Origin of the sequence: Gordonia amarae NBRC 15530 (assembly GCF_000241345.1) — a bacterium.
GTDB classification, from domain to species: Bacteria; Actinomycetota; Actinomycetes; order Mycobacteriales; family Mycobacteriaceae; genus Gordonia; species Gordonia amarae.
Genome location: NZ_BAED01000003.1, coordinates 71,263 through 94,350 on the forward strand (window position 1 = coordinate 71,263; position 23,088 = coordinate 94,350).

At 67.5% G+C, this 23,088-nt stretch carries 22 protein-coding genes and 1 riboswitch; of the genes, 2 read left to right on the top strand and 20 right to left on the bottom strand.

Annotation, left to right across the window (positions count from 1 at the left end; genetic code table 11):
• Nucleotides 1–173: 173 nt before the first annotated feature.
• From GOAMR_RS00565 to GOAMR_RS00610, 10 genes are all read right to left on the bottom strand, one after another.
• Nucleotides 174–1,157 carry a gluconeogenesis factor YvcK family protein gene (locus GOAMR_RS00565; protein ID WP_005181212.1) on the bottom strand — a complete coding sequence of 328 codons (984 nt, stop codon included), beginning with the start codon at nt 1,155–1,157 and terminating at the stop codon, nt 174–176.
• Entirely contained in the window at nt 1,157–2,065 is a 909-nt protein-coding gene (gene rapZ / locus GOAMR_RS00570; RefSeq protein ID WP_005181214.1) for an RNase adapter RapZ, read from the bottom strand. The genes GOAMR_RS00565 and rapZ overlap by 1 nt, the downstream gene beginning before the upstream one ends.
• The gene (gene uvrC, locus GOAMR_RS00575; RefSeq protein ID WP_005181216.1) at nt 2,058–4,076 is read right to left on the bottom strand and encodes an excinuclease ABC subunit UvrC; all 2,019 of its coding nucleotides are present in this window, start codon (nt 4,074–4,076) and stop codon (nt 2,058–2,060) included. The genes rapZ and uvrC overlap by 8 nt, the downstream gene beginning before the upstream one ends.
• A 44-nt stretch (nt 4,077–4,120) precedes the next feature.
• A complete protein-coding gene (locus GOAMR_RS00580) occupies nt 4,121–4,576 on the bottom strand; it encodes a PH domain-containing protein (protein ID WP_005181219.1) in 456 nt (151 codons plus the stop codon).
• Nucleotides 4,577–4,578: 2 nt separating this feature from the next.
• The gene (gene ribH / locus GOAMR_RS00585; protein ID WP_005181222.1) at nt 4,579–5,067 is read right to left on the bottom strand and encodes a 6,7-dimethyl-8-ribityllumazine synthase; all 489 of its coding nucleotides are present in this window, start codon (nt 5,065–5,067) and stop codon (nt 4,579–4,581) included.
• A complete protein-coding gene (locus GOAMR_RS00590; RefSeq protein ID WP_005181225.1) occupies nt 5,064–6,404 on the bottom strand; it encodes a bifunctional 3,4-dihydroxy-2-butanone-4-phosphate synthase/GTP cyclohydrolase II in 1,341 nt (446 codons plus the stop codon). The genes ribH and GOAMR_RS00590 overlap by 4 nt, the downstream gene beginning before the upstream one ends.
• A 41-nt stretch (nt 6,405–6,445) precedes the next feature.
• Nucleotides 6,446–7,081, bottom strand: a complete 636-nt coding sequence (locus GOAMR_RS00595) for a riboflavin synthase (protein ID WP_005181227.1) — start codon at nt 7,079–7,081, stop codon at nt 6,446–6,448.
• A gap of 51 nt (nt 7,082–7,132) precedes the next feature.
• A riboswitch (FMN riboswitch) is annotated at nt 7,133–7,298 on the bottom strand.
• Nucleotides 7,299–7,343: 45 nt separating this feature from the next.
• Nucleotides 7,344–8,372 carry a bifunctional diaminohydroxyphosphoribosylaminopyrimidine deaminase/5-amino-6-(5-phosphoribosylamino)uracil reductase RibD gene (ribD, locus tag GOAMR_RS00600; RefSeq protein ID WP_005181229.1) on the bottom strand — a complete coding sequence of 343 codons (1,029 nt, stop codon included), beginning with the start codon at nt 8,370–8,372 and terminating at the stop codon, nt 7,344–7,346.
• A 5-nt stretch (nt 8,373–8,377) separates the two neighbouring features.
• On the bottom strand, nt 8,378–9,067 hold the full coding sequence (rpe, locus tag GOAMR_RS00605; RefSeq protein ID WP_005181231.1) for a ribulose-phosphate 3-epimerase: 690 nt from the start codon (nt 9,065–9,067) through the stop codon (nt 8,378–8,380).
• Between the two features lie 98 nt (nt 9,068–9,165).
• Complete coding sequence (locus tag GOAMR_RS00610) at nt 9,166–10,047, bottom strand: LysR family transcriptional regulator (RefSeq protein ID WP_005181234.1); 882 nt, start codon at nt 10,045–10,047, stop codon at nt 9,166–9,168.
• A 70-nt stretch (nt 10,048–10,117) separates the two neighbouring features.
• On the opposite strand from GOAMR_RS00610, the gene dapA reads away from it, so the two are divergent.
• Nucleotides 10,118–10,963, top strand: a complete 846-nt coding sequence (gene dapA / locus GOAMR_RS00615) for a 4-hydroxy-tetrahydrodipicolinate synthase (RefSeq protein WP_005181236.1) — start codon at nt 10,118–10,120, stop codon at nt 10,961–10,963.
• Between the two features lie 144 nt (nt 10,964–11,107).
• A complete protein-coding gene (locus GOAMR_RS00620) occupies nt 11,108–12,898 on the top strand; it encodes a GmrSD restriction endonuclease domain-containing protein (RefSeq protein ID WP_005181238.1) in 1,791 nt (596 codons plus the stop codon).
• A gap of 133 nt (nt 12,899–13,031) precedes the next feature.
• Here the strand turns inward: GOAMR_RS00620 and GOAMR_RS00625 are convergent, their stop codons facing one another.
• From GOAMR_RS00625 to GOAMR_RS23395, 10 genes are all read right to left on the bottom strand, one after another.
• A complete protein-coding gene (locus GOAMR_RS00625; protein WP_005181241.1) occupies nt 13,032–13,493 on the bottom strand; it encodes a CAP domain-containing protein in 462 nt (153 codons plus the stop codon).
• Nucleotides 13,494–13,581: 88 nt separating this feature from the next.
• The gene (locus GOAMR_RS00630) at nt 13,582–15,048 is read right to left on the bottom strand and encodes an RsmB/NOP family class I SAM-dependent RNA methyltransferase (RefSeq protein ID WP_005181243.1); all 1,467 of its coding nucleotides are present in this window, start codon (nt 15,046–15,048) and stop codon (nt 13,582–13,584) included.
• Nucleotides 15,045–15,983 carry a methionyl-tRNA formyltransferase gene (gene fmt, locus GOAMR_RS00635; RefSeq protein WP_005181245.1) on the bottom strand — a complete coding sequence of 313 codons (939 nt, stop codon included), beginning with the start codon at nt 15,981–15,983 and terminating at the stop codon, nt 15,045–15,047. The genes GOAMR_RS00630 and fmt overlap by 4 nt, the downstream gene beginning before the upstream one ends.
• A gap of 58 nt (nt 15,984–16,041) precedes the next feature.
• A complete protein-coding gene (locus tag GOAMR_RS00640; protein ID WP_005181247.1) occupies nt 16,042–18,030 on the bottom strand; it encodes a primosomal protein N' in 1,989 nt (662 codons plus the stop codon).
• Between the two features lie 86 nt (nt 18,031–18,116).
• Nucleotides 18,117–19,325 carry a methionine adenosyltransferase gene (metK, locus tag GOAMR_RS00645; RefSeq protein WP_005181250.1) on the bottom strand — a complete coding sequence of 403 codons (1,209 nt, stop codon included), beginning with the start codon at nt 19,323–19,325 and terminating at the stop codon, nt 18,117–18,119.
• A 108-nt stretch (nt 19,326–19,433) separates the two neighbouring features.
• On the bottom strand, nt 19,434–20,681 hold the full coding sequence (gene coaBC, locus GOAMR_RS00650; RefSeq protein ID WP_005181253.1) for a bifunctional phosphopantothenoylcysteine decarboxylase/phosphopantothenate--cysteine ligase CoaBC: 1,248 nt from the start codon (nt 20,679–20,681) through the stop codon (nt 19,434–19,436).
• 55 nt (nt 20,682–20,736) lie between these two features.
• Complete coding sequence (rpoZ, locus tag GOAMR_RS00655) at nt 20,737–21,039, bottom strand: DNA-directed RNA polymerase subunit omega (protein WP_005181255.1); 303 nt, start codon at nt 21,037–21,039, stop codon at nt 20,737–20,739.
• Nucleotides 21,036–21,653, bottom strand: a complete 618-nt coding sequence (gene gmk / locus GOAMR_RS00660) for a guanylate kinase (protein ID WP_083836796.1) — start codon at nt 21,651–21,653, stop codon at nt 21,036–21,038. The genes rpoZ and gmk overlap by 4 nt, the downstream gene beginning before the upstream one ends.
• Nucleotides 21,650–21,964 (bottom strand): integration host factor, actinobacterial type, encoded by a 315-nt coding sequence (gene mihF / locus GOAMR_RS00665; protein WP_005181260.1) that lies wholly within the window; start codon nt 21,962–21,964, stop codon nt 21,650–21,652. Before mihF ends, gmk begins: the two co-directional genes overlap by 4 nt.
• A gap of 525 nt (nt 21,965–22,489) precedes the next feature.
• Nucleotides 22,490–23,023: an LppP/LprE family lipoprotein gene (locus GOAMR_RS23395; RefSeq protein ID WP_005181262.1), complete on the bottom strand. Its 534-nt coding sequence runs from the start codon at nt 23,021–23,023 to the stop codon at nt 22,490–22,492.
• Nucleotides 23,024–23,088 lie beyond the last annotated feature (65 nt).

The following is a 23,088-nucleotide window of genomic DNA, read 5'->3' on the forward strand; positions in this document are numbered from 1 at the left end:
CCACGCCCGGCGTGGGCGCCACCGCGGGTGACGTGGTCCGCCGGATGGGCATCGCCCTCTGGCGGGCGCACCCGCGAACAGTCAGTATCTCAAATACGTAACGGCTCACGCATCCGCATGCTCCGATAGGTCAGCCGGATCGCTATCCAGAGCCCGATTCTTGATGCCGAAGATTATTCTTCTTCATACAGGCCTCGGACGAGATGCGCCAACTTCTCCGGATCGTGGACATGCCTGCCGGGCACCGCGAGATCACCCACATGCAGCGTGGCCCCGAACTTCGCGGCCGCACGCTCGAGATACTCGCGTTCCCGCCCCGCGGGCACCGACGCGGAATCGACCACCACGTGATCGACCCGGAACGCGTCGGCATGCGCGTGCAGCACGTGCAGATGCCGTTCCACCGAAAAGCCAGGCGTCTCACCCGATTCCGGCGCCAGATTGACCACGAGCACTTTCCGGGCAGAGCTGTGCCGCAGCGCGGCGAGCTGTTTGGGCACCAGCACATGCGGGATCACGCTCGAGAACCAGGACCCGGGCCCGAGCACCACCAGGTCGGCCGCCCCGATCGCCGCGATGGCCTCGTCACAGGCCGGCGGGTCCTCGGGCAGCAGCCGCACCCGGCGCACCTTGCCCGGTGTGGTTGCCACCGCGACCTGCCCCCGGATGCAGCGACTGATCCGCGGATCGCTCTCCAGCCCCGACACGTCCGCCTCGATGTCCAGCGGCACCAGCGACATCGGCAACACCCGCCCGTCGACGCCGAAGATGTCCCGGAGCTCGTCGAGGGCGGCGACCGGATCCCCGAGCAACTCGGACAGGCCCGCCAGCAGCAGATTGCCCACCGGATGCCCGGCGAGCGCTCCCCTGCCGCGGAACCGGTGCTGCAGGGCGTCGGCCCACAACGTCCGCTTGTCCCGGTCGTGGCCCTCGGCCCGGTCGGCCAGTGCGGCGGGCGCACTCATCAACGCGGCCAGCGCCATCCGCAGATCGCCGGGCGGGATCACATCGAGTTCGGCCCGCATCCGGCCCGACGAACCGCCGTCGTCGGCGACGGTCACCACCGCCGTCACATGACGGGTCAGGTACCGCATCGCCGTCAGGGTCGCGTACAGTCCGTGTCCGCCGCCGAGCGCGACGATCTTCGGCTCGCCCATCACTCGCGTCCCAGATCGCGGTGCATCACCCGGATGTCGTACCGGGAGTCCCCGTCGCCGGACAGTTCCATGAGCCGGCGTGCGAGTTCCTCGGTCATCGCCACACTGCGGTGTTTACCGCCCGTGCAGCCGACGCTGATTGTCATGTAGCGCTTACCCTCCCGCAGATACCCGGGCGCGACCAGCGCCACCAGATCGACGTAGGTCCGGGCGAACTGTTCGGCCTCCGGCTGACCGAGGACGTAGTCGCGCACCGGCTCGTCGCGGCCGTTGTGTTCACGCAGCTCCGGGATCCAGTACGGGTTGGGCAGAAAGCGAACATCGGCCACGAGGTCGGAATCGATCGGCAGGCCGTACTTGAATCCGAACGACTGCAGCGCGATGCTCAGCTTCTCGTCGCCGGTGCTCGGGTACATGCCCTCCACCACCGCCCGCAGTTTGGCGATGCTCAGGTTGGATGTCTCCACCACCAGATCGGCCGAGTCCATGATGGGAGCCAGTACCGCCCGCTCCCGCGCGATGCCCTCGATCAGGGTCTCCCCGCCCTGCATCGGGTGGCGCCGGCGGACCTGCTCGAAACGCCGGACCAGGATCTGATCGCTGGCGTCGAGGAACAGCACCCGCGTGGTCACCCCGGCCTGGGCGAGCTGGTCGCGTACCTGCGCCAGCTCGTCGTCGATGGCGCTGTCGGTGGCCCGCACCACGATTCCCATCCGGGCGATCGCCGGGCTGTCGGTGTGGACGAAGTCGACGAGCTTGGCGACGAGGGACGGCGGCACGTTGTCGGCCACATACCAGCCGTCGTCCTCGAGAATGTTGGCCACACTCGACCGGCCCGCACCCGACATGCCGGCCACGAACAGCACCGTCAGGCCGGTCGCCTCACCGAGAACGCTTGCCTCACTCATCCACAAATCCTCCTCCGGCGGCCCGGGCCGGCTGTGCCCCGGGCGTCCGCCCGCGTTCATCGGGCCCGGTCGTCTGCCCGCGTTCATCGTGCCCGTTCCCGACCGCGAGTGCCTCACGAACCGCCGTCGCCGTGGCCACTCCGATACCCGGAACCGCCGAGATCTCCTCGATCGAGGCCTCGCGCAGCTTGGCGACCGACCCGAAATGGCTGACCAGCGCGGTGCGCCGGGTCTGCCCCAGGCCCGGAATGCCGTCCAGCGCGGATTCGGTCATCCGCTTGCTGCGCTTACTGCGATGGAATGTGATCGCAAACCGGTGTGCCTCGTCACGCACACGCTGCAGCAGGAACAGCGCCTCACTGCTGCGCGGCAGGATCACCGGATCGTCGTCGTCGGGGAGCCAGATCTCCTCCAGCCGTTTCGCGAGCCCGACCACCGCGACATCGGTGATACCGAGTTCGTCGAACACCGCGGCCGCGGCCTGCACCTGAGGCTGCCCGCCGTCGACGACGAACAGGTTGGGCGGGTAGGCGAACCGGCGGGCCTTGCCCGAGTCGGGGTCCACTACCGGCTCCTGGTCGGCGCGGTGACGCAGGAACCGTCGCCGGGTGACCTCGGCGATCGAGGCGACGTCGTCGGAATGCCCTTCGCCCGCGGCCTCTTTGATCGAGTAGTGCCGGTAGTCCGACTTGCGGGGCAGGCCGTCCTCGAACACCACCAGCGAGGCCACCACGTCTGTGCCCTGTACGTGCGAGATGTCGACACATTCGATGCGCAGCGGCGCCTCGTCGAGGGCGAGGGCCTGCTGGATCTCAGTCAGCGCCGCCGACCGGGTCGTCAGATCACCGGCTCTCTTCAGCTTGTGGTGGGCCAACGACTCGGACGCGTTGCGCGCCACGGTCTCCATCAGGGTGCGTTTGTCTCCGCGCTGCGGCACCCGCACCGTCACCCGGCTGCCGCGCAAACCCGAGAGCCAGTCGGCCACCTCGTCGACGTCGGCGGGCACCGCCGGTACCAGCACCTCACGCGGGATCGACTCCACCACACCGCCCGTCACACCGCTCTCGACATCGGCCTGGCCGCCGTAGAACTGGGTGAGGAACTGCCCGATCACCTCACCGTCGTCGTCGGAGTCGAAACGCTCGACCACCCAGCCCCGCTGGCCACGGACTCGGCCACCACGCACATGGAACACCTGCACCGACATCTCGAGGTCGTCGGAATCGACGGCGATGACATCGGCGTCGGTGCCGTCGCCGAACACCACGGACTGCTTCTCCATCGCCCGGCGCAGGGCGTTGATGTCGTCGCGCAGCCGGGCCGCCCGCTCGAAATCGAGTTCTTCTGCGGCAGCAGTCATCTCGCGTTCGAGCTGATTGATCATCTGGTCGGTGCGCCCGGCCAGGAAGTCGCAGAAGTCGCCGACGATTCGGCGGTGCTCGTCGGCGGTGACCCGCCCCACGCAGGGCGCCGAGCACTTGTCGATGTAGCCGAGCAGGCACGGGCGGTCCATCTGGCTGTGCCGCTTGAACACCCCGTTGGTGCAGGTCCGGGCCGGGAACACGCGGGTGAGCAGGTCCACCGTCTCGCGGATGGCCCACGCATGTGAGTACGGGCCGAAGTAGCGGACGCCGCGTTTGCGCGGGCCGCGATAGACGGCCAGCCGCGGATACTCCTCGTTGAGGGTGACGGCCAGCACCGGATAGGTTTTGTCGTCGCGGTAGCGGACGTTGAACCGCGGATCGAACTCCTTGATCCAGTTGTATTCGAGCTGCAGCGCCTCCACCTCGGTACCGACGACCGTCCACTCCACCGATGCGGCCGTAGTGACCATCTGCCGGGTCCGGGGGTGCAGTGAGGCGATGTCGGCGAAGTACGACGTCAGCCGTGACCGCAGGTTCTTGGCCTTGCCCACATAGATGACCCGCCGGTGCGCATCGCGGAACTTGTAGACGCCTGGATCGGTGGGAATGGTGCCCGCGGCGGGGCGATAGGTTGACGGGTCGGCCACCGCTCCAGGCTAGTACGGACGGCCCACCGGCCACGGGCGGCGGGTCAGCGGCCGCGGTAGCGGGCGTCGAGTTCGCGGAACCTGTCCATCGCCGCGACAGCCTGCTCGCCGTCGGAGGCGCGCACCGCCAGCACGGGTACGTGCTCGTCATCGGGCAGTTCGAGCTGCGCCGAACTGCCCTTCTCGGGGTAGGTCAACCCGCGCACCCGGTCCCATTCGAAGAGCCGCTCGGTGGCGAGATTGCGCACCGACACCCCCGCCCGCCCGACGCGGATCCGCGGCCGGGTGACCAGCAGGATCGCGCCCGCGATCAGAACGCCGATCAACATGATCGACAGCTGATCGAGGACACCCACATTGCGGACGCCGGTGTCGGAGATCGTCAGCAGCGCCCCGAACACGATGTGGATGGTGAGCACCACCGCGGCCGCGATCACCGCGTACAGACGCAGCTTGCCCGGGCGGTACTCCAGTTCCCACTCGGTGACCGGACTGCTCACACTCACTTCTCCGGGGTCCCCGCGGCCAGATCGCGCAGGATCACGGCCGACGCGAGCGCCGCCGACATCGCCTGCGCACCCTTGTCCTCCGACGAATCCGGCAGACCGGCCCGCGCCAGCGCCTGCTGCTCGTCGAGGGTGGTCAGCACACCGTTGCCGACGGGCGTCGACTCGTCCAGCGACACCCGCGTCAGGCCTGCGGTCACCGCGTCGCACACGTAATCGAAATGCGGTGTCTCACCCTTGATCACCACACCGAGAGCGACGACGGCGTCGTGGGTGCGGGCCAGCGCCTGCACGATCACCGGCAGCTCGATGGCACCGGCGACCCGAACGACCGTCGGTGTGGGCGTGCCCGCGTCGGCGGCGGCGCGCAGCGCGCCGTCGAGCAGCGCGGTGCAGATAGTCTCGTGCCATTGCGAACTGACGATCGCCACCCGCAGATCCGACACATTCCCCAGGTCGAGGGTCGGTTCTCCCGCGCCGCTCATGCCGGGCTTCCCGTCGCCGTGGAGTGCTGACCGGACGGTACGGCGCCCTCATTGCTGACGGCTTCTTCGAGTCCGTCCAGATCGTGACCCATGCGGTCGCGCTTGGTGCGCAGATACCGCAGGTTCTCGGCGTTGGCGCGCACCGGCATCGGCACCCGCTCGGTGATCTGCAGCCCGTAGCCATCCAGGCCGACACGTTTGGCAGGGTTGTTGGTCAGCAGGCGCATCGACGACACCCCGAGGTCGACGAGGATCTGCGCGCCGAGACCGTAGTCGCGGGAATCGGCGGGCAACCCCAGCGAGAGGTTGGCGTCGACGGTGTCCTGGCCGGCATCCTGCAACTGGTAGGCCTGCAGCTTGTGCAGTAGGCCGATGCCACGGCCCTCATGACCGCGCATGTACAGCACGATGCCGCGGCCCTCGGCCGCCACCATCTCCATCGCGGCGTCGAGCTGCGGACCGCAGTCGCAGCGCAGCGACCCGAACACGTCGCCGGTGAGGCATTCGGAGTGGACGCGCACCAGCACGTCGTTACCCTGTCCGTCGGTGCCGGCGATGTCGCCCATCACGAGCGCCACATGTTCGACGTCGTCGTACACGCTGGTGTAGCCGACGGCGCGGAAATCGCCGTGCTTGGTGGGGATCCGCGCGTCGGCGACCCGCACCACGTGCTTCTCGTTGCGGCGGCGCCAGGCGATGAGATCGGCGATGGAGATCAGTGCGAGGTCGTGTTCATCGGCAAAGACGCGCAGCTCGTCGGTCTGCGCCATGTGCCCTTCGTCCTTCTGGCTGACGATCTCGCAGATCACGCCCGCGGGTGCCAGCCCGGCCAGGCGGGCCAGGTCGACCGCGGCCTCGGTATGGCCGGGGCGGCGCAGCACACCGCCCTCCTTGGCGCGCAACGGGACCACGTGCCCGGGGCGGGTGAAGTCGTTGGCGGTGGCTTTCGGGTCGGCAAGCAGACGCATCGTGGTGGCGCGGTCGGCGGCACTGATGCCGGTGCCCACACCGAGCCGGGCGTCGACGGTGACCGTGTAGGCGGTGCCGTGCTTGTCCTGGTTCATCGAGTACATCGGAGGGAGGCCCAGGCGGTCGCAGTCGTCGCCGTCGAGCGGGACGCACAGGTAGCCGGAGGTGTAGCGCACCATGAAAGCCACCAGTTCTGGCGTGGCCATCTCGGCCGCGAAGATCAGGTCGCCCTCGTTCTCACGGTCCTCGTCGTCCACCACGACGACCGCTTTACCGGCCGCGATGTCGGCGACGGCACGTTCGATCGTGTCGAACGTCGCCCTGGCTTCTGCAACCTTGGCCTGCGATGCCTCGGTGTCTTCAGACATGCTGCTCACTTCGCTTGATTCTGTTCGCTATCGACTTAGTTCTACTCGCCGTGGCTGTGCGTCGCGCCGCCCGCCCGACTGTGCAGGCGTTCGACATACTTGGCGATCACGTCCACCTCAAGATTGACCACGAGTCCCGGCTCGGTGATTCCCAGGTTGGTCTCGGCCAGTGTGGTGGGGATCAGCGAGATCTCGAACCAGTCGCCTGTGCCCCCTTCGCCATACCCCACCGCCGACACCGTCAGCGAGACACCGTCTACGGTGATCGATCCTTTTTCCACAACATAACGCGACAGGTCGTCCGGCAGTGCGATCCGTACCACCGTCCAGTTCTCGGACGGGCTGACCGACACCACGGTGCCGACACCGTCCACGTGACCTTGCACGATGTGCCCGCCGAAGCGGCCACCGGCGGCCATCGCACGTTCGAGGTTTACGCGGCTGCCCGCCTCCAGGGCGCCGAGGGAGCTGCGTTTGAGGGTTTCGGCCATGACGTCGACGGTGAATCGGCCCTCGCCGAATTCGACAACGGTCAGGCAGACGCCGTTGACCGCGATGGAATCGCCGTGACCGGCGTCGGAGGTGACCAGCGGCCCGTCGACGGTGATGCGGGCGGAATCACTTAGATCGTCGCGGGCGACGATGGTGCCGAGTTCCTCGACGATGCCGGTAAACAACTCCGCGCTCCTGTCCTCACACCCCGGAGCGGACGCAGACGGCATCGTGTCGCCTGTTCTCTCGCATCCGGACTGTCACCGTCGGCTCCGGAATCACACCGGATCTGCTGACCCGCCCGCCCGGTGACCGGGTAGGCAGCGCTCGCGGGCTTCGCCGGACCTCGTGGTCACGGACGTCACCGCCGGTGGGGAATTTCACCCCGCCCCGAGAACTTCTGGGATCGACGCTAGCACGCGTGCCTGTCAGCGCGGATTTCCCGAATCACCGAGCGCGAAACCCGGCACCGTCCCCGAGTTGTCTGCGGTACCGCACGTACAGGTCGTCGCCGAGTTCGGTGACCACATCGCGCCGGAACACTCGCTTGTCGGTGAGGGTGGTCACCCGCTGCGCGCCGACCGACGAGGCGCCGGCGCCGAGGAGGGCGGGTGCCAGGTAGTGGTCGATCTCGTCGATGAGGTCGGCGTCGGCGAATGCCCCGATGATCGACGGTCCGCCCTCCACCAGCACCCACAGGGCGTCCGGGAGCACCGCGAGCACCGCGGCCGGATCGTGGCTGTGGACGTGCAGGTAGCCGGGTCCGCCGCGCAGGGCGGCGTCGGCGGGCAGGTCACGCCGTCCGGTGACGACGCGCGTCGGCTGATGTGCGTACGGTTGCCCGTCGGGACGGCGCGCGGTGAGTTTCGGGTTGTCCCGCAATGCTGTTCCGGTGCCGACGACGATCGCGTCGATGCGTGACCGGATCTCGTGTGCGTGGGCGCGCGCGGCGGGTCCGGTGATCCATTGGCTGGTGCCGTCGGGTGCGGCGATCCGGCCGTCGATGGTGGTGGCGATCTTGGCGGTGACCAGCGGCCGGCCGTGCCGCTGCCGGAACAGCCAGGGTCGCAGCGGCCCCGCCTCCGCCGCGTCGAGGCCGACACCCTCGTGGACTGTCACCCCGGCCGCATGCAGCGTCCGCGCCCCGCCGGCGGCGGTCGGATTGGGGTCGGCGACCGCGTACACCACCGCCGTGATCCCGGCCTCGAGCAACGCCTGCGCGCACGGGCCGGTCCGTCCGGTGTGGTTGCACGGTTCGAGCGTCACCACCGCGGTCGCCCCGCGTGCCGACTCCCCCGCCTGCCGCAGCGCCATGATCTCGGCGTGCGGCCCGCCGGGCGGCTGGGTGGCGCCCACCCCCACCACGGCCCCGTCGGGCGCAACGATCACCGCCCCCACGGGAGGGTTCGGCGAACTGATCCCCTGTGCTGCCCGCGATGCATCGATCGCGCGCAGCATCGCCCCGTCGAAGTCCATATCGGTCAGCGGACGGCAGCCGCCTGCGCCCGCAGCGCCGCCACGGCCGCACCCGGATCGTCCTTGCCGTAGACGGCGGAACCGGCGACGAAGCAGTCGATACCGGCCTCCGCGGCCTGCTCGATGGTGTCGGCGTTGATGCCGCCGTCGATCTCGACGAGCAGGGTCAGGTCACCGGAGTCGATGACCTTGCGGATCGCGCGTGCCTTCTCCAGTACCTCCGGAATGAAACTCTGCCCGCCGAACCCGGGCTCGACACTCATGATCAGCAGTGTGTCAAAGCTTTTCAGGATCTCCAGGTACGGTTCCAGCGGCGTTCCCGGCTTGAGCGAGAGCCCCGCCTTCGCGCCGGCCTTACGGATGTCGCGGGCCACGGGCACCGGATCATTCGTGGCCTCGGCATGGAACGTCACGTTGTACGCGCCTGCCTCTGCGTACGGCGGCGCCCACCGGGCCGGATCCTCGATCATCAGATGACAGTCGATCGGGATGTCCGTCGACTTGAGAATCGACTCCACAATCGGCAGCCCGAGCGTCAGATTCGGCACGAAATGCCCGTCCATGACGTCGACGTGCAGCCAGTCGGCACGGGTCGAGCCGTCCTTCGCGACGGCGGCCGCCTCGGCGGCCAGGTTCGCGAAGTCGGCGGACAGGATGGACGGAGCGATCATCGGGCTCTTACCGGCGGTGCACATGTGCGCAGATTCTAATCGGTGCCGCGATGTGGTCCCGCCACCCGCATACGTCGGTTTGAGCTTGCTAATAGACCCGGTTTCCGGATCTATCGGCAAGCTCAACTGGGCACTACTGCGCGTAATGCGTCACCGACTGCGGTGAAGGTGGGCGCTGCCGTACTGCCTCGGCGACAGGCGATCTTGGTGCGTCGGCGGATCGGTAGTTCGGTGCAGGCGACGTCACCAGCGACCGCGGTTATGCCGAGGGCAGGTACCAGCGCGACGCAGTCCGAGGCTTCAACGATGTCCAGGACTGCACCGAAGTCGTCGACGTGGTGCACGATGCGTGGGGTGAAGCCCGCGGCTTCGCAACTGCGGACGGTCATCGCGTGGCATAAGGTTCCGACGCTTCCCGACAGCCAATCGCGAGATTCGTAATGGCGTAGGTCGTTGCTTGGTACCGTGGTCGTTGCCCGGGTCACGAGGAAGACCGGTTCGTCCAGCAGCGAGACCAGGTCGATACCGCTGCCGACGATCGACGGTGCGTTGTCGTATTCATGAACGAGTGCGACATCGAGGTGTCCCGACCGCAGCAGGTCCGGGGCGCGGGCCGGGTCAAGTTCTGTCACTTCGAGTTTCACACCCGGATCGGATTCAGCCAGAGCGCGCAGTGCCGGTCCGACGATCGGGACGAGTGCCGACGTGAATGCGCCGAGCCGGACCACGCCGGACGTATCCGCATCGACCGCGGCAAGCGCTGCCTCGGCACATTCGATGTCGGCAAGGATGGTGTCTGCGTGTCCGACGAGCAGCCGCCCTGCGTCGGTCAGGGTCACGCCCCTGCCGGTTCTGCGCAGCAGGGACGCACCGGATTCCCGTTCCAGTGCCGACAGTTGTTGAGACACCGCCGACGGTGTGTACGCAAGTGCTTCGGCGACAGCGGCGATGGTGCCACGATGGGCCAGTTCCCGGAGCAGTCGGAGGCGATTCGGATCAAGCATCACCAAATCTTATGCTTGCCGACAAATACAGTAAGTAGACCTTCGCGAAATTGTGGACGATCGTCAGTACATGACCTTTCACCCTGCGGGCATCCTGGTCCCACTCATCACGCCGTTCACCGACGACGATGAACTGGAACGCCACGCGCAGACTGTCATCGATGACGGCGCGTCAGGCATCGTCGCACTCGGCACCACCGGCGAAGCCTCGTCACTCAACCCGGACGAACGGTCCCAGGTGGTCGACGTATGCGCATCCGTGTGTCGGCAGCGATCAGTACCGCTGATCGTCGGAGCCGGCTCCAACAACACGCGCAGCACCCTGACCGAACTCGAAACCCTGGCTGCCACAGCCGAAGTCGATGCCGCACTGACCGTCGTTCCGTACTACGTCCGGCCGTCCGAGGACGGTGTGGTCGCACATTTCGAGTTCCTCGCCGACCGCAGCCCGATCCCGTTGATCCTCTACAACGTGCCGTACCGGACCGGGCAAGCTTTGGGTGCCGACGCGATCCTGCGACTGGTCGAACATCCCAACATCGTCGGCATCAAACAGGCCGTCGGCGCCGTCGACTACGACACCGCCCGCCTGATCGCCGCACGGCCGGAGCAGTTCTCGATCCTCGCAGGCGAGGACGCCCTCGTGTCGCCACTCCTGGCGATGGGTGCCGACGGAGCCATCCTCGGCACCGCGAACGTCCTCACCCGCGAGTTCGCAGCTCTCTACGATCTGTGGCGTGCTGGCCACGTTGAGCGCGCACAAGATGTCGGTGACAATCTCGTCGAACCCGCCCTAGCACTGATGGCGGCACCCAATCCGGTCACCATCAAGAGTGAGCTGCACGATCTTAGGCGTATCGGAACCCCGAACGTTCGGCTTCCCTTGCTGTCTACTCGGCACTCGCGTGCCGGTTGAAGATCATCCACCCGGACCGGCTCACACTTGCCAGGCTCAAGGGCAACCAGGTCGCCAGGCTCCTTGCGTCGAGATCGCACCAGATCCCGCTGAGACCCTGCCCTGCCTGCACTATTACGGTGGACTCAAAGCGAAGGAGAACTTGTGGCGAAGTACACAGTCAATCAGTCGGCTGTCAGTCAACTCCTGGCTGATGTGAAGGGCGAGAAGATCGCGATCCCGGAGCTGCAGCGCCCCTTCGTCTGGGACAGCGTCAAAGTGCGCGACTTGATGGACTCCCTCTACAAGGGCTATCCGGTCGGCTACCTGATCACCTGGCAGTCTGTCGGAGCCAACCTCAAGGATGGCCAGGTCGCCTCGCATCAGCAGATCCTGATCGATGGTCAGCAACGCGTGACCGCGCTGCGCGCTGCCGTCGCTGGGCTACCTGTAGTCAACAAGCGCTACCAGTCCGTCCGTATCCAAATCGCGTTCAATCCGATCACTGAGCAGTTCGCCACCGTGACGCCGGTTATAAAGAAGAACCCTCAGTGGATTCCAGACATCAGCGAGTACTTCAACTCAGTGTCGCCACTGTCATTTGCACGCAAGTATTTGACCATCAACCCCGACGTCAACGAATTAGTCTTCGAGGCCAACCTCGGGCGCCTCGGAGCGATCAAGAACTCCCAGATCGGCATTATCGCGCTCGCGGACGACCTCGATGTTGAGACGGTGTCCGAGATCTTCATCCGAATCAATTCGAAAGGCGTACCCCTCAGTAGCGCTGACTTCGCGATGAGCAAGATCGCCACGTACGGCGACCGCGGGCGCAGTATCCGCAAGCTGATCGACTACTTCTGTCACCTCGCGGCGGCACCGCACGCATTCAGCGATATCCAGGACAACGACACGGATTTCTCTGCGACCAAGTACCTTGACGCTATCAAGTGGCTGAAGGATAACTCCGAGGACCTGTACACTCCCGCCTACAGTGACATAATTCGCGTCGCAGGTCTGGTCGGATTCAGCCGCGGCAAGGCGTCGAGCATCGTCAGTGAACTATCGGGTCGAGATCCTGAGACTCGAAAGGTTGACGACAAACGAATCCCGGTCGCGTACGACACGCTTGAGCGATCACTGATCGAGATCGTCAGGAAGTACAACTTCGAGAACTTCATCATGACAATCAAGGCAACAGGCTTCATCTCGGCACGCATGGTGAATTCGAAGAACGCCCTAAACTTCGCGTACGCGCTCTACCTCCGCCTGCGCGCGGATTCTGACCTCACTGACGGCGAGCGCAAACGAATCGTCAAGCGGTGGTTCGTGATGTCAATGCTGACGAGCCGCCACTCAGGAAGTTTCGAATCCACCTGGGAACAGGATATCCGCCGCATCGGCGAGCAAGGCGCTGCCAACTATCTGAAGCAGATTGAGGAGTCCGAACTATCCGATGCCTTCTGGGCCGTGACACTCCCCGCAGCCCTCGACACGACAAGCACCGTCAGCCCATTCTTTCAAACGTTCCTTGCCGCGCAAGTCACGACCGGCGCGCGTGGCTTCCTTTCCAAGGGCGTGACCGTCGCCGCAATGCACCAACAGAGCGGCGACATTCATCACATCGTTCCCAAGGACTACCTGGCCAAGAACGGCTATCCCGACCGCGGTGACTACAATCAGGTTGCTAACTTCGCGCTTACCGAGACCGCCATCAATATCGCGATCAGCAACCGTCCACCGGCGGAATACATGGCGATCGTGCATGAGCAGATCGAAACCGGCGACCTACGGCTCGGGGAAATTACCAGCCAAGCAGTGCTCTCCGTCAATCTCGGCGAGAACGCCGTACCGACTGACATCGGCGAAATCTCAGCGGGCAACTACCGGGAGTTCCTCGCCAAGCGCCGCCGTCTCATGGCAGCCATCATCCGAAACTACTACTCAAGTCTCTGATCTACAACCACGATTCAGGGCGTCCCGCCTGCCTGCCACGGTCGTAACCGCAGTCAGCTGAGCTGTAGATATCGATGAGTTTGCCGGCAAACTCAAATGCCAACCCGTTCCGATTGGTGTCAGTGAACCGGTTTCAGACCTGGCCGAAGACCTGGCAGTAGTAGGGGCGGCCGGACTTGGAGTAGGCGACGCCGACGCCGAGGCGGTTGAATTCGCGTTTGAGGATGTTGGCTCGGTGGCCGGGTGAGTTCATCCAGCCGGTCATCACCGCACGTGCGGTGGGGTATCCGGCGGCGACATTCTCACCGACGTAACGCAGGCCGCAGGCGCTCAGGATCGGGCGGATCTGCTGGTGGTACATACGATTGTCCCGGGCCTGGCGCTGTGCGTGGGTCACGGCATAGCGCTTCAGGCAGGCGTTGGTGCCGAGTTTGCCCAGTTTCCGCTGGGTGCGCTCGGTGTTGGTGAGCGAATGGATACTGCCCTCCAGCGACGCCGCGCTAGGGGCGGCTGATGCGGGGGCCGGGACCACCAGCGCACCCAGCCCGACGACGAGTGCGCACACGGCGCCGAACACGATCGGGACACATCTCATCGAACTGGACCTTTCGGACGAAACAGCACTGCCGGGTCTACGACGCTATGCGCTTGCTGCCGGTTCGGCCAGCGCCCGAAGGGACGACTTACGTATCCCTGGTCACCGCGGCCAGGAACATGGCGTCGGTGCCGTGCAGGTGTGGCCACAGCTGCACGTGCGGGCCGGGACCGAGGAGGGATTCGGTGAGTTCGCCGACGGTGACCAGTGGGCGGGCGTCGAGCTGCCGGGCTCCCGGCACCGCCGCGACGACGGCGTCGATGACCTCCACCGTTTCGGCGGGATGCGGCGAGCAGGTCGAATAGACCACCACACCACCGGGTTTGACCAGCCGCAGCGCCTCGGCGAGCAGTTCCTTCTGCAAGACGACGAGTTCGGTGACGTCGGCGGGGGTACGGCGCCAGCGAGCCTCGGGGCGGCGGCGCAGGGAGCCCAGGCCGGAGCAAGGGGCGTCAAGGAGGATGCGGTCGTACCCGGGTTCGAGTCCGGAATCACGGGCGTCGGCGACGCGGACGTCGACAGGCAGGTCGCCGGTGATCTTGCGGATCAGTTCGGCGCGATGGTCGGACACCTCTAGTGCGTCGAGACGGGCGCCGTCGATGTCGGCGATCGCCCCGATCAACGCGGCTTTGCCACCAGGGCCTGCGCACATGTCGAGCCAGCGGCCGGAGTCCTCGCCCACCTCGGCGACGGTGACCGCACGCGCGACGAGCTGGCTGCCCTCATCCTGGACACCGGCGAAACCGTCGCGGACCGCGTCGATTCCACCTGGATCACCCCCGGGCAGGTACACGCAGTACGGCGAGTAGCGGCCCTCGTCGCCCCCGCTGGTCAGTGCCAGTTCCTCGGCGGTGATCATGCCGGGCCGGGCCACCAGATGCACGGGTGGGCGTTCGTCGTCGGCGGCCAGCGCCGCCTGCAGCTGCCCGGCCGACCGGCCGAGGGCGTCGAAGAACACCTCGGCGATCCACCGGGGGTGTGCGTAGCGGAACGCGAGACTACCGATCATGTCCTCGGCCATCGGCGGCGCGAGTTCATCGATCCACAGGTCCTCGTCGCGCTGGGAGATCTTGCGCAGCACGGCGTTCACGAAACCCGAAGGGCCCATACCCAATTCGGAACGTGCCAGATCCACCGACGTGGACACCGCGGCGTGCGGCGAGGTCCGCGTGCGCAACAACTGGTAGGCACCGAGCCGCAGGATGTCGAGGACGTTTCCGTCGATGTCGTCGATCCCGCGACCCGCCGCCGACGCGATCACGGCATCGAGAAGCCCCTGCGCGCGGGCGGCTCCGTAGGTGAGTTCGGTGGCGAAGGCCGCGTCGCGGCCGGTGATGTGGCGTTCACGCAGCAGCCTCGGCAGCAGAAGGTTGGCGTACGCGGACTGCTCGCGGACCGCGCGCAGCACATCACGGGCCGCTTCGCGGGCGACGTCGACGTCCTTCTCGCGCAGCTTCTTGTCGCGCGGCTGCTGATCGCGGGGCCGGGAATCCTTGGGGCCGCGGCGATCACCGCCGCCTTTGCGGGGCCTGCGGTTGCCAGGTGCACCGGTCATCGGAGCACCTGCCCGTCGGTGAGCCTGGCACCACGCGCCCAGTCCGCCGCGGCCATCGGCTTCTTACCGGGCGGCTGCACAGTACCGAGGCGCACCGGCTTACCGGCGGTGCCGACGAACACGTCCTTCTTGGTGACCCGCAGTTCGCCCGGCGCCGGCACGGCCTGGTCGGCGTCGAGTTCGGTGATGCCCTGCGGCGGGCCGACCTTGATGCGGGCGTCGTCGAGGGTGGTCCACGCACCGGGTGCGGGGGTGTGCGCCCGGATGAGCCGGTCGACTATGTGCGCGGGCCGGTCCCAGCGGATGCGGGCGTCCTCGACGGTCACCTTCGGTGCGTGGGACACCCCGTCGAGCGGTTGCGCGGCCGGCACGAGGATGCCGGCGGCGAGCCCGTCGAGAGTGGTGATGACCAGCGACGAACCCGCGTCGGCGAGCCGGGCCAGCAGGTCGCCGCTGGTGTCGGTGGGCTTGATCCGTTCGGTGATCACCCCGAAGACAGGGCCGGTGTCCAGCCCCTCTTCTAGGAGAAAGGTTGTGGCCCCGGCGAACTCGTCACCGGCGGCGATCGATGCCTGCACCGGTGCGGCACCGCGCCAGGCGGGCAGCACCGAGAAGTGCAGGTTGATCCAGCCGTGTTCGGGCAACTCCAGCAGTGCGGGCGGCACCAGTCCCCCGTAGGCGACGACGACGGCGACCTCGGGATTCCACTCGGCGAGTTTGTCGGCGACACCGTCGTCGGACAGCCGCCTCGGCTGGAACACCTCGACACCTTCCTCATCTGCCACCAGCGCCACCGGCGACCGCGACACCTTGCGTCCACGCCCGGACACCGCGTCGGGACGGGAGATGACGCCGACCACCTCATGCTCGGACTCCAGCAGCCGCCGCAATGTGGGCACGGCCACCTCCGGCGTACCGGCGAACACCACTCTCATGAGGACCTTTCACACGTGCTGGATCGGCTGAGGTGGACGAACCACCGGGCTTTACAGGCTAGCCGATGGTGTGCGGGTCGACCTGTACCCGGACAGGCCCGGTCTCGTGTTTGGTGTTTCGGCGCTTCTGGGCCTCGGTGAGGGCGGCGGCCAGGGTGCGCCCGTGCCGACGGTCCACACGCACCAGTACCCGTTCAATGTCGGCGGACTCGTCGTCGAAGGCTCCCGCCGCCCGGGTGTCGGCCAGACCCGCGGGTGGCCGGACACCGGCGGGCAGCGCGACCGGGCCGAGGAGATCAGCGCCGGTGGGCATGTCGATGAGGTCGGTGAAGCGGGTGACGTCGGCGGCAAGACCGTCGACGGACGCCATCGTCACGGCCGGCGGAAAGCCCAGCTCGGCGCGCTGGGCGAGTTCGAGGGCGGCGAACCCGACCGGATCCCACCGCACCACCGCCTGCACCGCACGAATGCCGGCGTCGGCCACCAGCACCAGTTCCCCGCCGCCGCCGTGGGCACGGACGAGCGCACCGATCGCCAGCCACCTGCGCACCGCGATCTCGGCGACCCGCAGGTCGGCGCGATCCAGGTACGCCCAGGTGTCCAGGATCACCGCGGCCCCGTACCCACCGGGCACCACCGGCTCGACGCCGGGGGTGGCCACGACGACCCGGGCGCCCGGCTCGATCGCGGTGACGGTGGCACTGCCGCCCGAGGTCACCACCGGAACACCGGCGAAGGCCCGGCCCAGTTCCTCGGCAGTACGGCGTGCACCCGTCACCAGTGCGCGCACCCGGGTCCCGCCGCATTCCACACACCGGAAGCTTCGTTCGGTCCGCCCGCACCACCGGCAGGCCAGGATCTCCCCGTGCCCCATCCGGTCCTGGTCGAGCTGGACCGGGCCATGACAGGCGCGGCACCGCACGTGCGTCCGGCACCGTGCGCACGCGAGCGAGGGCAGGTAGCCGCGCCGCGGCACGCTGAACAGCACCGGCAGGTCCGCGGCGATCGCCTTGCGGGCCGCCACGAACGCCAGCTCCGGGATCCGGGCCGAATGGGCCAGCGGGTCACGCATCACCCTGGCATCCGAATCCGAGAGTGCCTGCACCCGCGGCATCCTCGCCCGGACCAGCGCGCGGTCGGCGACAAGATCATGCGCCCACCCCGACTCGACGAGCGCCTGCGCCTCGGCGGTGCGGGCGTAGCCGCCGAGGAGGAACCCGCATCGCTGCTGATGGGCGCGCAGGACACCGACCTCACGCGGATGCGGGTAGGGCGCCCGTGGTTCGGCGAGACTGTCGTCGCCGTCGTCCCACACCACCACCAGCCCGAGATCACGCACCGGCGCGAACACGGCACTGCGGGTACCGACCACCACCGACGCCGTGCCCCGGCTGACCGCCAGCCACCGCCGGTACCGCGCCGATGGCCCCAGCCCGGCGGTCAGGCTGACGCAGCGGTCACCCAGGAGCGGTTCGCATGCCTCGACGAGTCGGTCGAGATCACGTTGATCGGGTACGACGATGATCGTCCCCTTGCCCGCCGCCGCCGTCGCCGTGGCAAGCTCCGCCAACCGCTGTGGCCATTGCTCCCCCGGCGTCGCCTGCCAGACGGCGTGCGGCGCGGCCGCCGACACCCCCGAGCCGAGTGCGCCGATGAACGATTCCGCGTGCTGGTACGACGACCAGCCCGCCAGATCGGGCGGCTCCGGTGGCGGCGGAATGTCGTCGGCAGGCCGTGCCTCGGTGCGGGCGTGGCGGGGCGGGACGGCCAGCCGCAACACATCGGACATGGTGCCCGCGTACCGGTCCGCCACCGCTCGGGTCAGGGTTGCCAGTTCGGGAGTCAGGACCGGTTCGGCCGACACCACCCTGTCGAGGTACGACAGGTTCCCGACGTGGTCACTGTCGGCGCGGCGTTCCAGCACGAAACCGTCGACGAGCCTGCCCGCGAACCGGATTCGTACCCGCGACCCCACCACCGCGGTCTCCTCGTCGGCGGCGTCGACGAGATAGTCGAAGGGACGGTCGAGGTGCGCCAGGCCCAACATCGGCAACACCCGCGCCACCGGAAACGGTGACGCGGGTGTGGGTGCTCCTTTGGCAGGCGGTGTCGCCCGGGAGGGAGTGGCCAGTGCTACAGCCCTGCTGCGGCGCGCAGCTTCTCGGCGCGGTCGGTGCTCTCCCACGGCAGCTCGACGTCGGTGCGGCCGAAGTGGCCGTACGCGGCGGTCGGCCCGTAGATCGGGCGCAGCAGGTCCAGGTCGCGGATGATCGCGAGCGGACGCAGGTCGAACACCTCGGAGATGGCCTTCTGGATCAGTTCCTCGTCGACGGTATGGGTGCCGAAGGTCTCCACGAACAGGCCCACCGGGGCGGCCTTACCGATGGCGTAGGCGACCTGCACCTCGATGCGCTTGGCCAGGCCGGCGGCGACGGCGCTCTTGGCGACCCAGCGCATCGCGTACGCGGCGCTGCGGTCGACCTTTGACGGATCCTTGCCGGAGAAGGCGCCGCCACCATGGCGGGCCATGCCGCCGTAGGTGTCGACGATGATCTTGCGGCCGGTCAGGCCGGCGTCACCCATCGGGCCACCGAGCACGAACTTGCCGGTCGGGTTGACCAGCAGCCGCACGTCGGAGGTGTCGAGTTCAGGCAGATCGTCGGCGGCCAGCACGACGTCGACGACCTCGCGCTTGATGTCGGGGGCCAGCATGTTCTCGAGGTGGATGTCGGCGGCGTGCTGCGTCGAGAGCACCACGGTGTCGAGACGGACCGGTTTGTCACCGTCGTACTCGATGGTGACCTGGGTCTTGCCATCCGGACGCAGGTACGGCAGCGTGCCGTTCTTGCGCACCTCGGTGAGGCGGCGCGACAGGCGATGCGCGAGGGCGATCGGCAGCGGCATCAGCTCGGGGGTCTCGTCGGTGGCGTACCCGAACATCAGGCCCTGGTCGCCGGCACCCTGGCTGTCGATCTCGTCCTCGGAGATGCCGGTGCGGCTCTCGTGCGAGGTGAACACGCCGCCGGCGATGTCGGGAGACTGCGCACCGATGGCGACGTTGACGCCGCACGAGGCCCCGTCGAAGCCCTTGGTGGACGAGTCGTACCCGATGTCGAGGATCTTGTTACGCACGATGCCGGGGATATCGACATAGGCGGAGGTGGTGACCTCACCTGCGACGTGGACCTGGCCGGTGGTCACCAGGGTCTCCACCGCGACGCGGGCGGCGGGGTCCTCGCTGAGGATGGCGTCGAGGATCGAGTCGCTGATCGCGTCACAGATCTTGTCGGGGTGACCCTCGGTGACGGACTCACTGGTGAACAGGCGCGACGATGTGGTCATCGGATCCTCTCAAGCGCTTCATTTCAGGAAAATAGGATTGTTTTCCCACGGTACACCGGCACTGTCTTAGGGTGCCCTCACAGGGCACCGGACAGTTGTCCGGAACGGTCAATCATCAGATACGAGGGCACGGACCTCGTCAAGTATTCGGCTCGCCATGAGTGACTTCGACCCGAGCGGCAGCGCGGTCTCGCTGCCGTCCGACGACAGCAGCCAGCCGGTGTTGTCCTCGGTGCCGAATGCCTTGCCGTCGCCGACGGCGTTGACCACGAGCAGGTCACAGCCCTTGCGGCGCAACTTGGCCCGGCCGTGATCGAGCACGCCGCCGGTCTCGTCGCCCGTTTCGGCGGCGAATCCGACGATCACGGCCGAGGACGGAATGTGACCATTGTCACGGCTCTCGACCAGGGATCGCAGGATGTCGGGGTTGGTGGTCAGCTCGATCGGAGCAGGCCCCTTGGCGCCCTTCTTGATCTTCGACCCGGACACCGCCACCGGCCGGAAATCGGCGACGGCCGCCGACATGATCACCACGTCGGCGTCGGCGGCACGCTTGGTCATCTCATGCTCGAGCTCGGTGGCCCGCGCGACCCGGACGATCTCGACACCGGCCGGATCGCCGGGTTCGGACGTGGCGCCGGCGACGACGGTGACCTGCGCACCGCGCTGGGAGGCGACCCGGGCGAGCGCATAGCCCTGCTTGCCGGAACTGCGGTTGCCGAGGTAGCGGACCGGGTCGAGCGGCTCGCGGGTGCCGCCCGCGCTGATGAGCATGCGGACGCCGTGCAGGTCGTAGGGCAGGGCTGCAGGGCTGTCGAGCAGCAGTTCACCGACGAGCGCGATCTCCTGCGGGTCGGGCAGCCGGCCGGCACCGGAATCGCGTCCGGTGAGTCTGCCCGACGCCGGGCGCATCACGGTGGTGCCGAACGACCGCAAGGTGGCCACGTTGGCCTGAGTGGCCGGATGCTCCCACATCTCGGTGTGCATCGCAGGGACGAACAGCACCGGACAACGGGCGGTGAGCAGCGAGGCGGTGAGCAGATCATCGGCCCGTCCGGCCGCCGCACGCGCCATCAGGTCCGCGGTGGCCGGAGCGATGACCACCAGGTCGGCCTCCTGGCCGAGCTTGACGTGGGCGACCTGGTCGACGTCCTCGAACACCTCGGTCCGGACGGGATTGCCGCTCAGCGCCTCGAAGGTGGCCGCTCCCACGAAGTTGAGAGCGGACCGGGTGGGCACGACGTGGACGTCATCGCCGGCCTCGGTGAAGTGCCGGATGACCGAACACACCTTGTATGCGGCGATGCCGCCGCCCACACCCACGAGGATGCGGCGGCGGCCTGTCGATGCGGTCATCGATTATCCGAATCTCTGTGTCAGAACCGAATGGGCCAGAACCTGCTTCGGTGGACTACTCCGCGCCTTCGGTGTGCTCGAGCAGGTCCGAGTGGATCTCGCGCATCGCGATCGAGAGCGGCTTCTCCTGCTGGCCAGGCTCCACGAGGGGGCCGACGTACTCGAGGATGCCGTCGCCGAGCTGGTTGTAGTAGTCGTTGATCTGGCGGGCACGCTTGGCGGCGTAGATCACCAGTGCGTACTTCGAGGAGGCACGCTCCAGCAGCTCATCGATGGGCGGGTTGGTGATGCCCAGCGGGGTGTCGTATGCGGGCGCATCCTCGACGGCCGTCAGTTCAAAATCTGTCTGGGTGCTCACGCATTCTCCTGCGATTGATGGGGCTGTCGGGATCCGACCAACAAGGATACCAACCGATCGGCCACCTGGTCGACTTCGCTGTTCACCAGCACGTGCTCGAACTCGTCGACAGCGTCCATCTCGGTGCGGGCGGTGGCCAGCCGCCGCTCGACCGCTTCGGGGGTCTCGGTGCCACGCCCGGTAAGCCGCTCGACGAGCACGTCCCAGCTCGGCGGGGCGAGAAACACGGTGGTGGCCTCGGGCAGCCGCGCGACGATGTTGCGGGCGCCGGTCAGGTCGACCTCCACCAGCACGGGTTCTCCGGCCGCCAGGCGCTCCTCGACCGGCTGCGCGGGCGTGCCCGAGCGCTGCAGTCCGCCGTGGATGTCCGCCCACTCCAGGAGCTGATCGTCGGCGATCATCCGGTCGAACTCCTCCCGGGAGACGAATCGGTAGTCGCGGCCGTCGACCTCGCCGGGCCGCGGGTCGCGCGTCGTCGCCGACACGCTGAAGAACAGATCCGGCAGCACTTCACGGACGCGGCGGACCACCGTGGACTTACCGACGGCCGAGGGGCCGACCAAAACGATCAGTCGGCCCCTCGGACGGTCAGTGCTGCCTAGAGAAGTGCTCAGGAGCTGAACCGCTCGAGCAGAGCCTTGCGCTGGCGATCGCCGAGCCCGCGCAGGCGGCGGGTGGGGGCGATTTCCAGTTCGGTCATGATCTCCTGCGCCTTGACCTTGCCGACCTTCGGCAGAGCCTCGAGCAGGGCAGAGACCTTCATCTTGCCCAGGATCTCGTCGGTCTCGGCGTCCTTGAGCACCTGCTGCAGGTCGGTGCCACCGCGCTTCAGGCGCTCCTTCAGCTCGGCGCGGGCCTTGCGGGCGGCAGCAGCCTTCTCCAACGCAGCGGCGCGCTGCTCGGGGGTCAACTGGGGAAGGGCCACGGGTTCCTCCGTCTTTCGTGTCTTCGTGTGGACTGTCACCGCCTGCCTGTGCGGGTGGCGGTGATGGTGGTCGCCCGATGCGGGACCGGCAGATATTTACCTGACCTGCGGGTCTCGCCATTTGGTGCGGCGAATGCGACCGTACCCACGTGAGCTGGCATTTGCGAGTGGCACCCCCACAAAACCCCAGGAACCCGATGATGTAAGGACGTTCGGCCCCAAACCGCATACTGTCGCGCCCGGCGGATCAACACTCCCGCCACCCGCGCCGCGGACTCACCTAAAAGGCCAGGTCAAATCCCATTTCGGTGGCAGCTACACCACACCCGCGCAGCCTCGTCCCACTGCGGCGACGAGTCACGTGTGACGCATGTGGCGGCAACGAAAATCACCCGATCCGATTTGCCGTTTTGCGCGTGTCGCGGCTCCCGAACACACCGCGGTCGCCCCGTCGCGGCCGCATCCCGACACCGCCCGGCGCTCGCCGGAAGCGGGCGCCGGCCGTGTCAGGCGGGAACCGGGAGGCTATCCCCCGGCCTGTGGCGGGATGCGGTCGAGCGCCTTCGGCGGCCCTCCGGCCTGGGCCTGGAACCGTACGTCGGCGCGTCCGCTGGGAGCGGCGTTGGCGTCGTCGCCTATCGGCCATCGGAAGCGGACGGTCACCTGCCCGGGGGCCCAGCTGCCCAGCACCAGGGTCAACGCGGTCGGCTTCCGTGTGACGGTACCGACGTAGTCGAACCGGTTGAACCACAGAATCTGAGTGGGTGAGGCGACCGTGCCGCCCTCGGTGTCCAGGCGCACCCAGTTGAGCGAGCAGTCCAGCGATGAACCCCGCCCGTCGACGACCCAGGCCCGGTCTGGAAACGGCGGCGCGAGGCGTTTGACGGCGCGCGTGACGAGGTCGGTGGGGATCGCCGGACAGTATGTGCCGAGCGAGCCTGTCGGCCCTCCCAGACCTTCCGGTGCGGCGCCGGCGACCCCCGCCCCCAGAGATCCGATCCCGAAGGATCCGGCACCCAGGGCGAGTGCGAGTGCGGTTGATGCAAAGCGTTTACCCATGGTCAATCTCCTTCCACCAACCCACCGTAGTTACCTGAACTAATCAGTTCAGGTAACCGGCGTAC

What these genes read in the sequence shown, in the direction of transcription:
- GOAMR_RS00640 (WP_005181247.1), bottom strand. Translation starts at nt 18,030, where the DNA reads ATGTTGGGCCTGGCGCACCTCGACCGTCCCTTCGACTATCTCGTCGAC.
- fmt (WP_005181245.1), bottom strand. Translation starts at nt 15,983, where the DNA reads ATGAGAGTGGTGTTCGCCGGTACGCCGGAGGTGGCCGTGCCCACATTG.
- GOAMR_RS00565 (WP_005181212.1), bottom strand. Translation starts at nt 1,157, where the DNA reads ATGGGCGAGCCGAAGATCGTCGCGCTCGGCGGCGGACACGGACTGTAC.
- GOAMR_RS00610 (WP_005181234.1), bottom strand. Translation starts at nt 10,047, where the DNA reads ATGCTTGATCCGAATCGCCTCCGACTGCTCCGGGAACTGGCCCATCGT.
- GOAMR_RS23395 (WP_005181262.1), bottom strand. Translation starts at nt 23,023, where the DNA reads ATGGGTAAACGCTTTGCATCAACCGCACTCGCACTCGCCCTGGGTGCC.
- ribD (WP_005181229.1), bottom strand. Translation starts at nt 8,372, where the DNA reads ATGGACTTCGACGGGGCGATGCTGCGCGCGATCGATGCATCGCGGGCA.
- ribH (WP_005181222.1), bottom strand. Translation starts at nt 5,067, where the DNA reads ATGAGCGGCGCGGGAGAACCGACCCTCGACCTGGGGAATGTGTCGGAT.
- GOAMR_RS00625 (WP_005181241.1), bottom strand. Translation starts at nt 13,493, where the DNA reads ATGAGATGTGTCCCGATCGTGTTCGGCGCCGTGTGCGCACTCGTCGTC.
- GOAMR_RS00590 (WP_005181225.1), bottom strand. Translation starts at nt 6,404, where the DNA reads ATGTCTGAAGACACCGAGGCATCGCAGGCCAAGGTTGCAGAAGCCAGG.
- GOAMR_RS00630 (WP_005181243.1), bottom strand. Translation starts at nt 15,048, where the DNA reads ATGACCGGTGCACCTGGCAACCGCAGGCCCCGCAAAGGCGGCGGTGAT.
- rapZ (WP_005181214.1), bottom strand. Translation starts at nt 2,065, where the DNA reads ATGAGTGAGGCAAGCGTTCTCGGTGAGGCGACCGGCCTGACGGTGCTG.
- metK (WP_005181250.1), bottom strand. Translation starts at nt 19,325, where the DNA reads ATGACCACATCGTCGCGCCTGTTCACCAGTGAGTCCGTCACCGAGGGT.
- rpe (WP_005181231.1), bottom strand. Translation starts at nt 9,067, where the DNA reads ATGTGCACCGCCGGTAAGAGCCCGATGATCGCTCCGTCCATCCTGTCC.
- coaBC (WP_005181253.1), bottom strand. Translation starts at nt 20,681, where the DNA reads ATGACCGCATCGACAGGCCGCCGCCGCATCCTCGTGGGTGTGGGCGGC.
- dapA (WP_005181236.1), top strand. Translation starts at nt 10,118, where the DNA reads ATGACCTTTCACCCTGCGGGCATCCTGGTCCCACTCATCACGCCGTTC.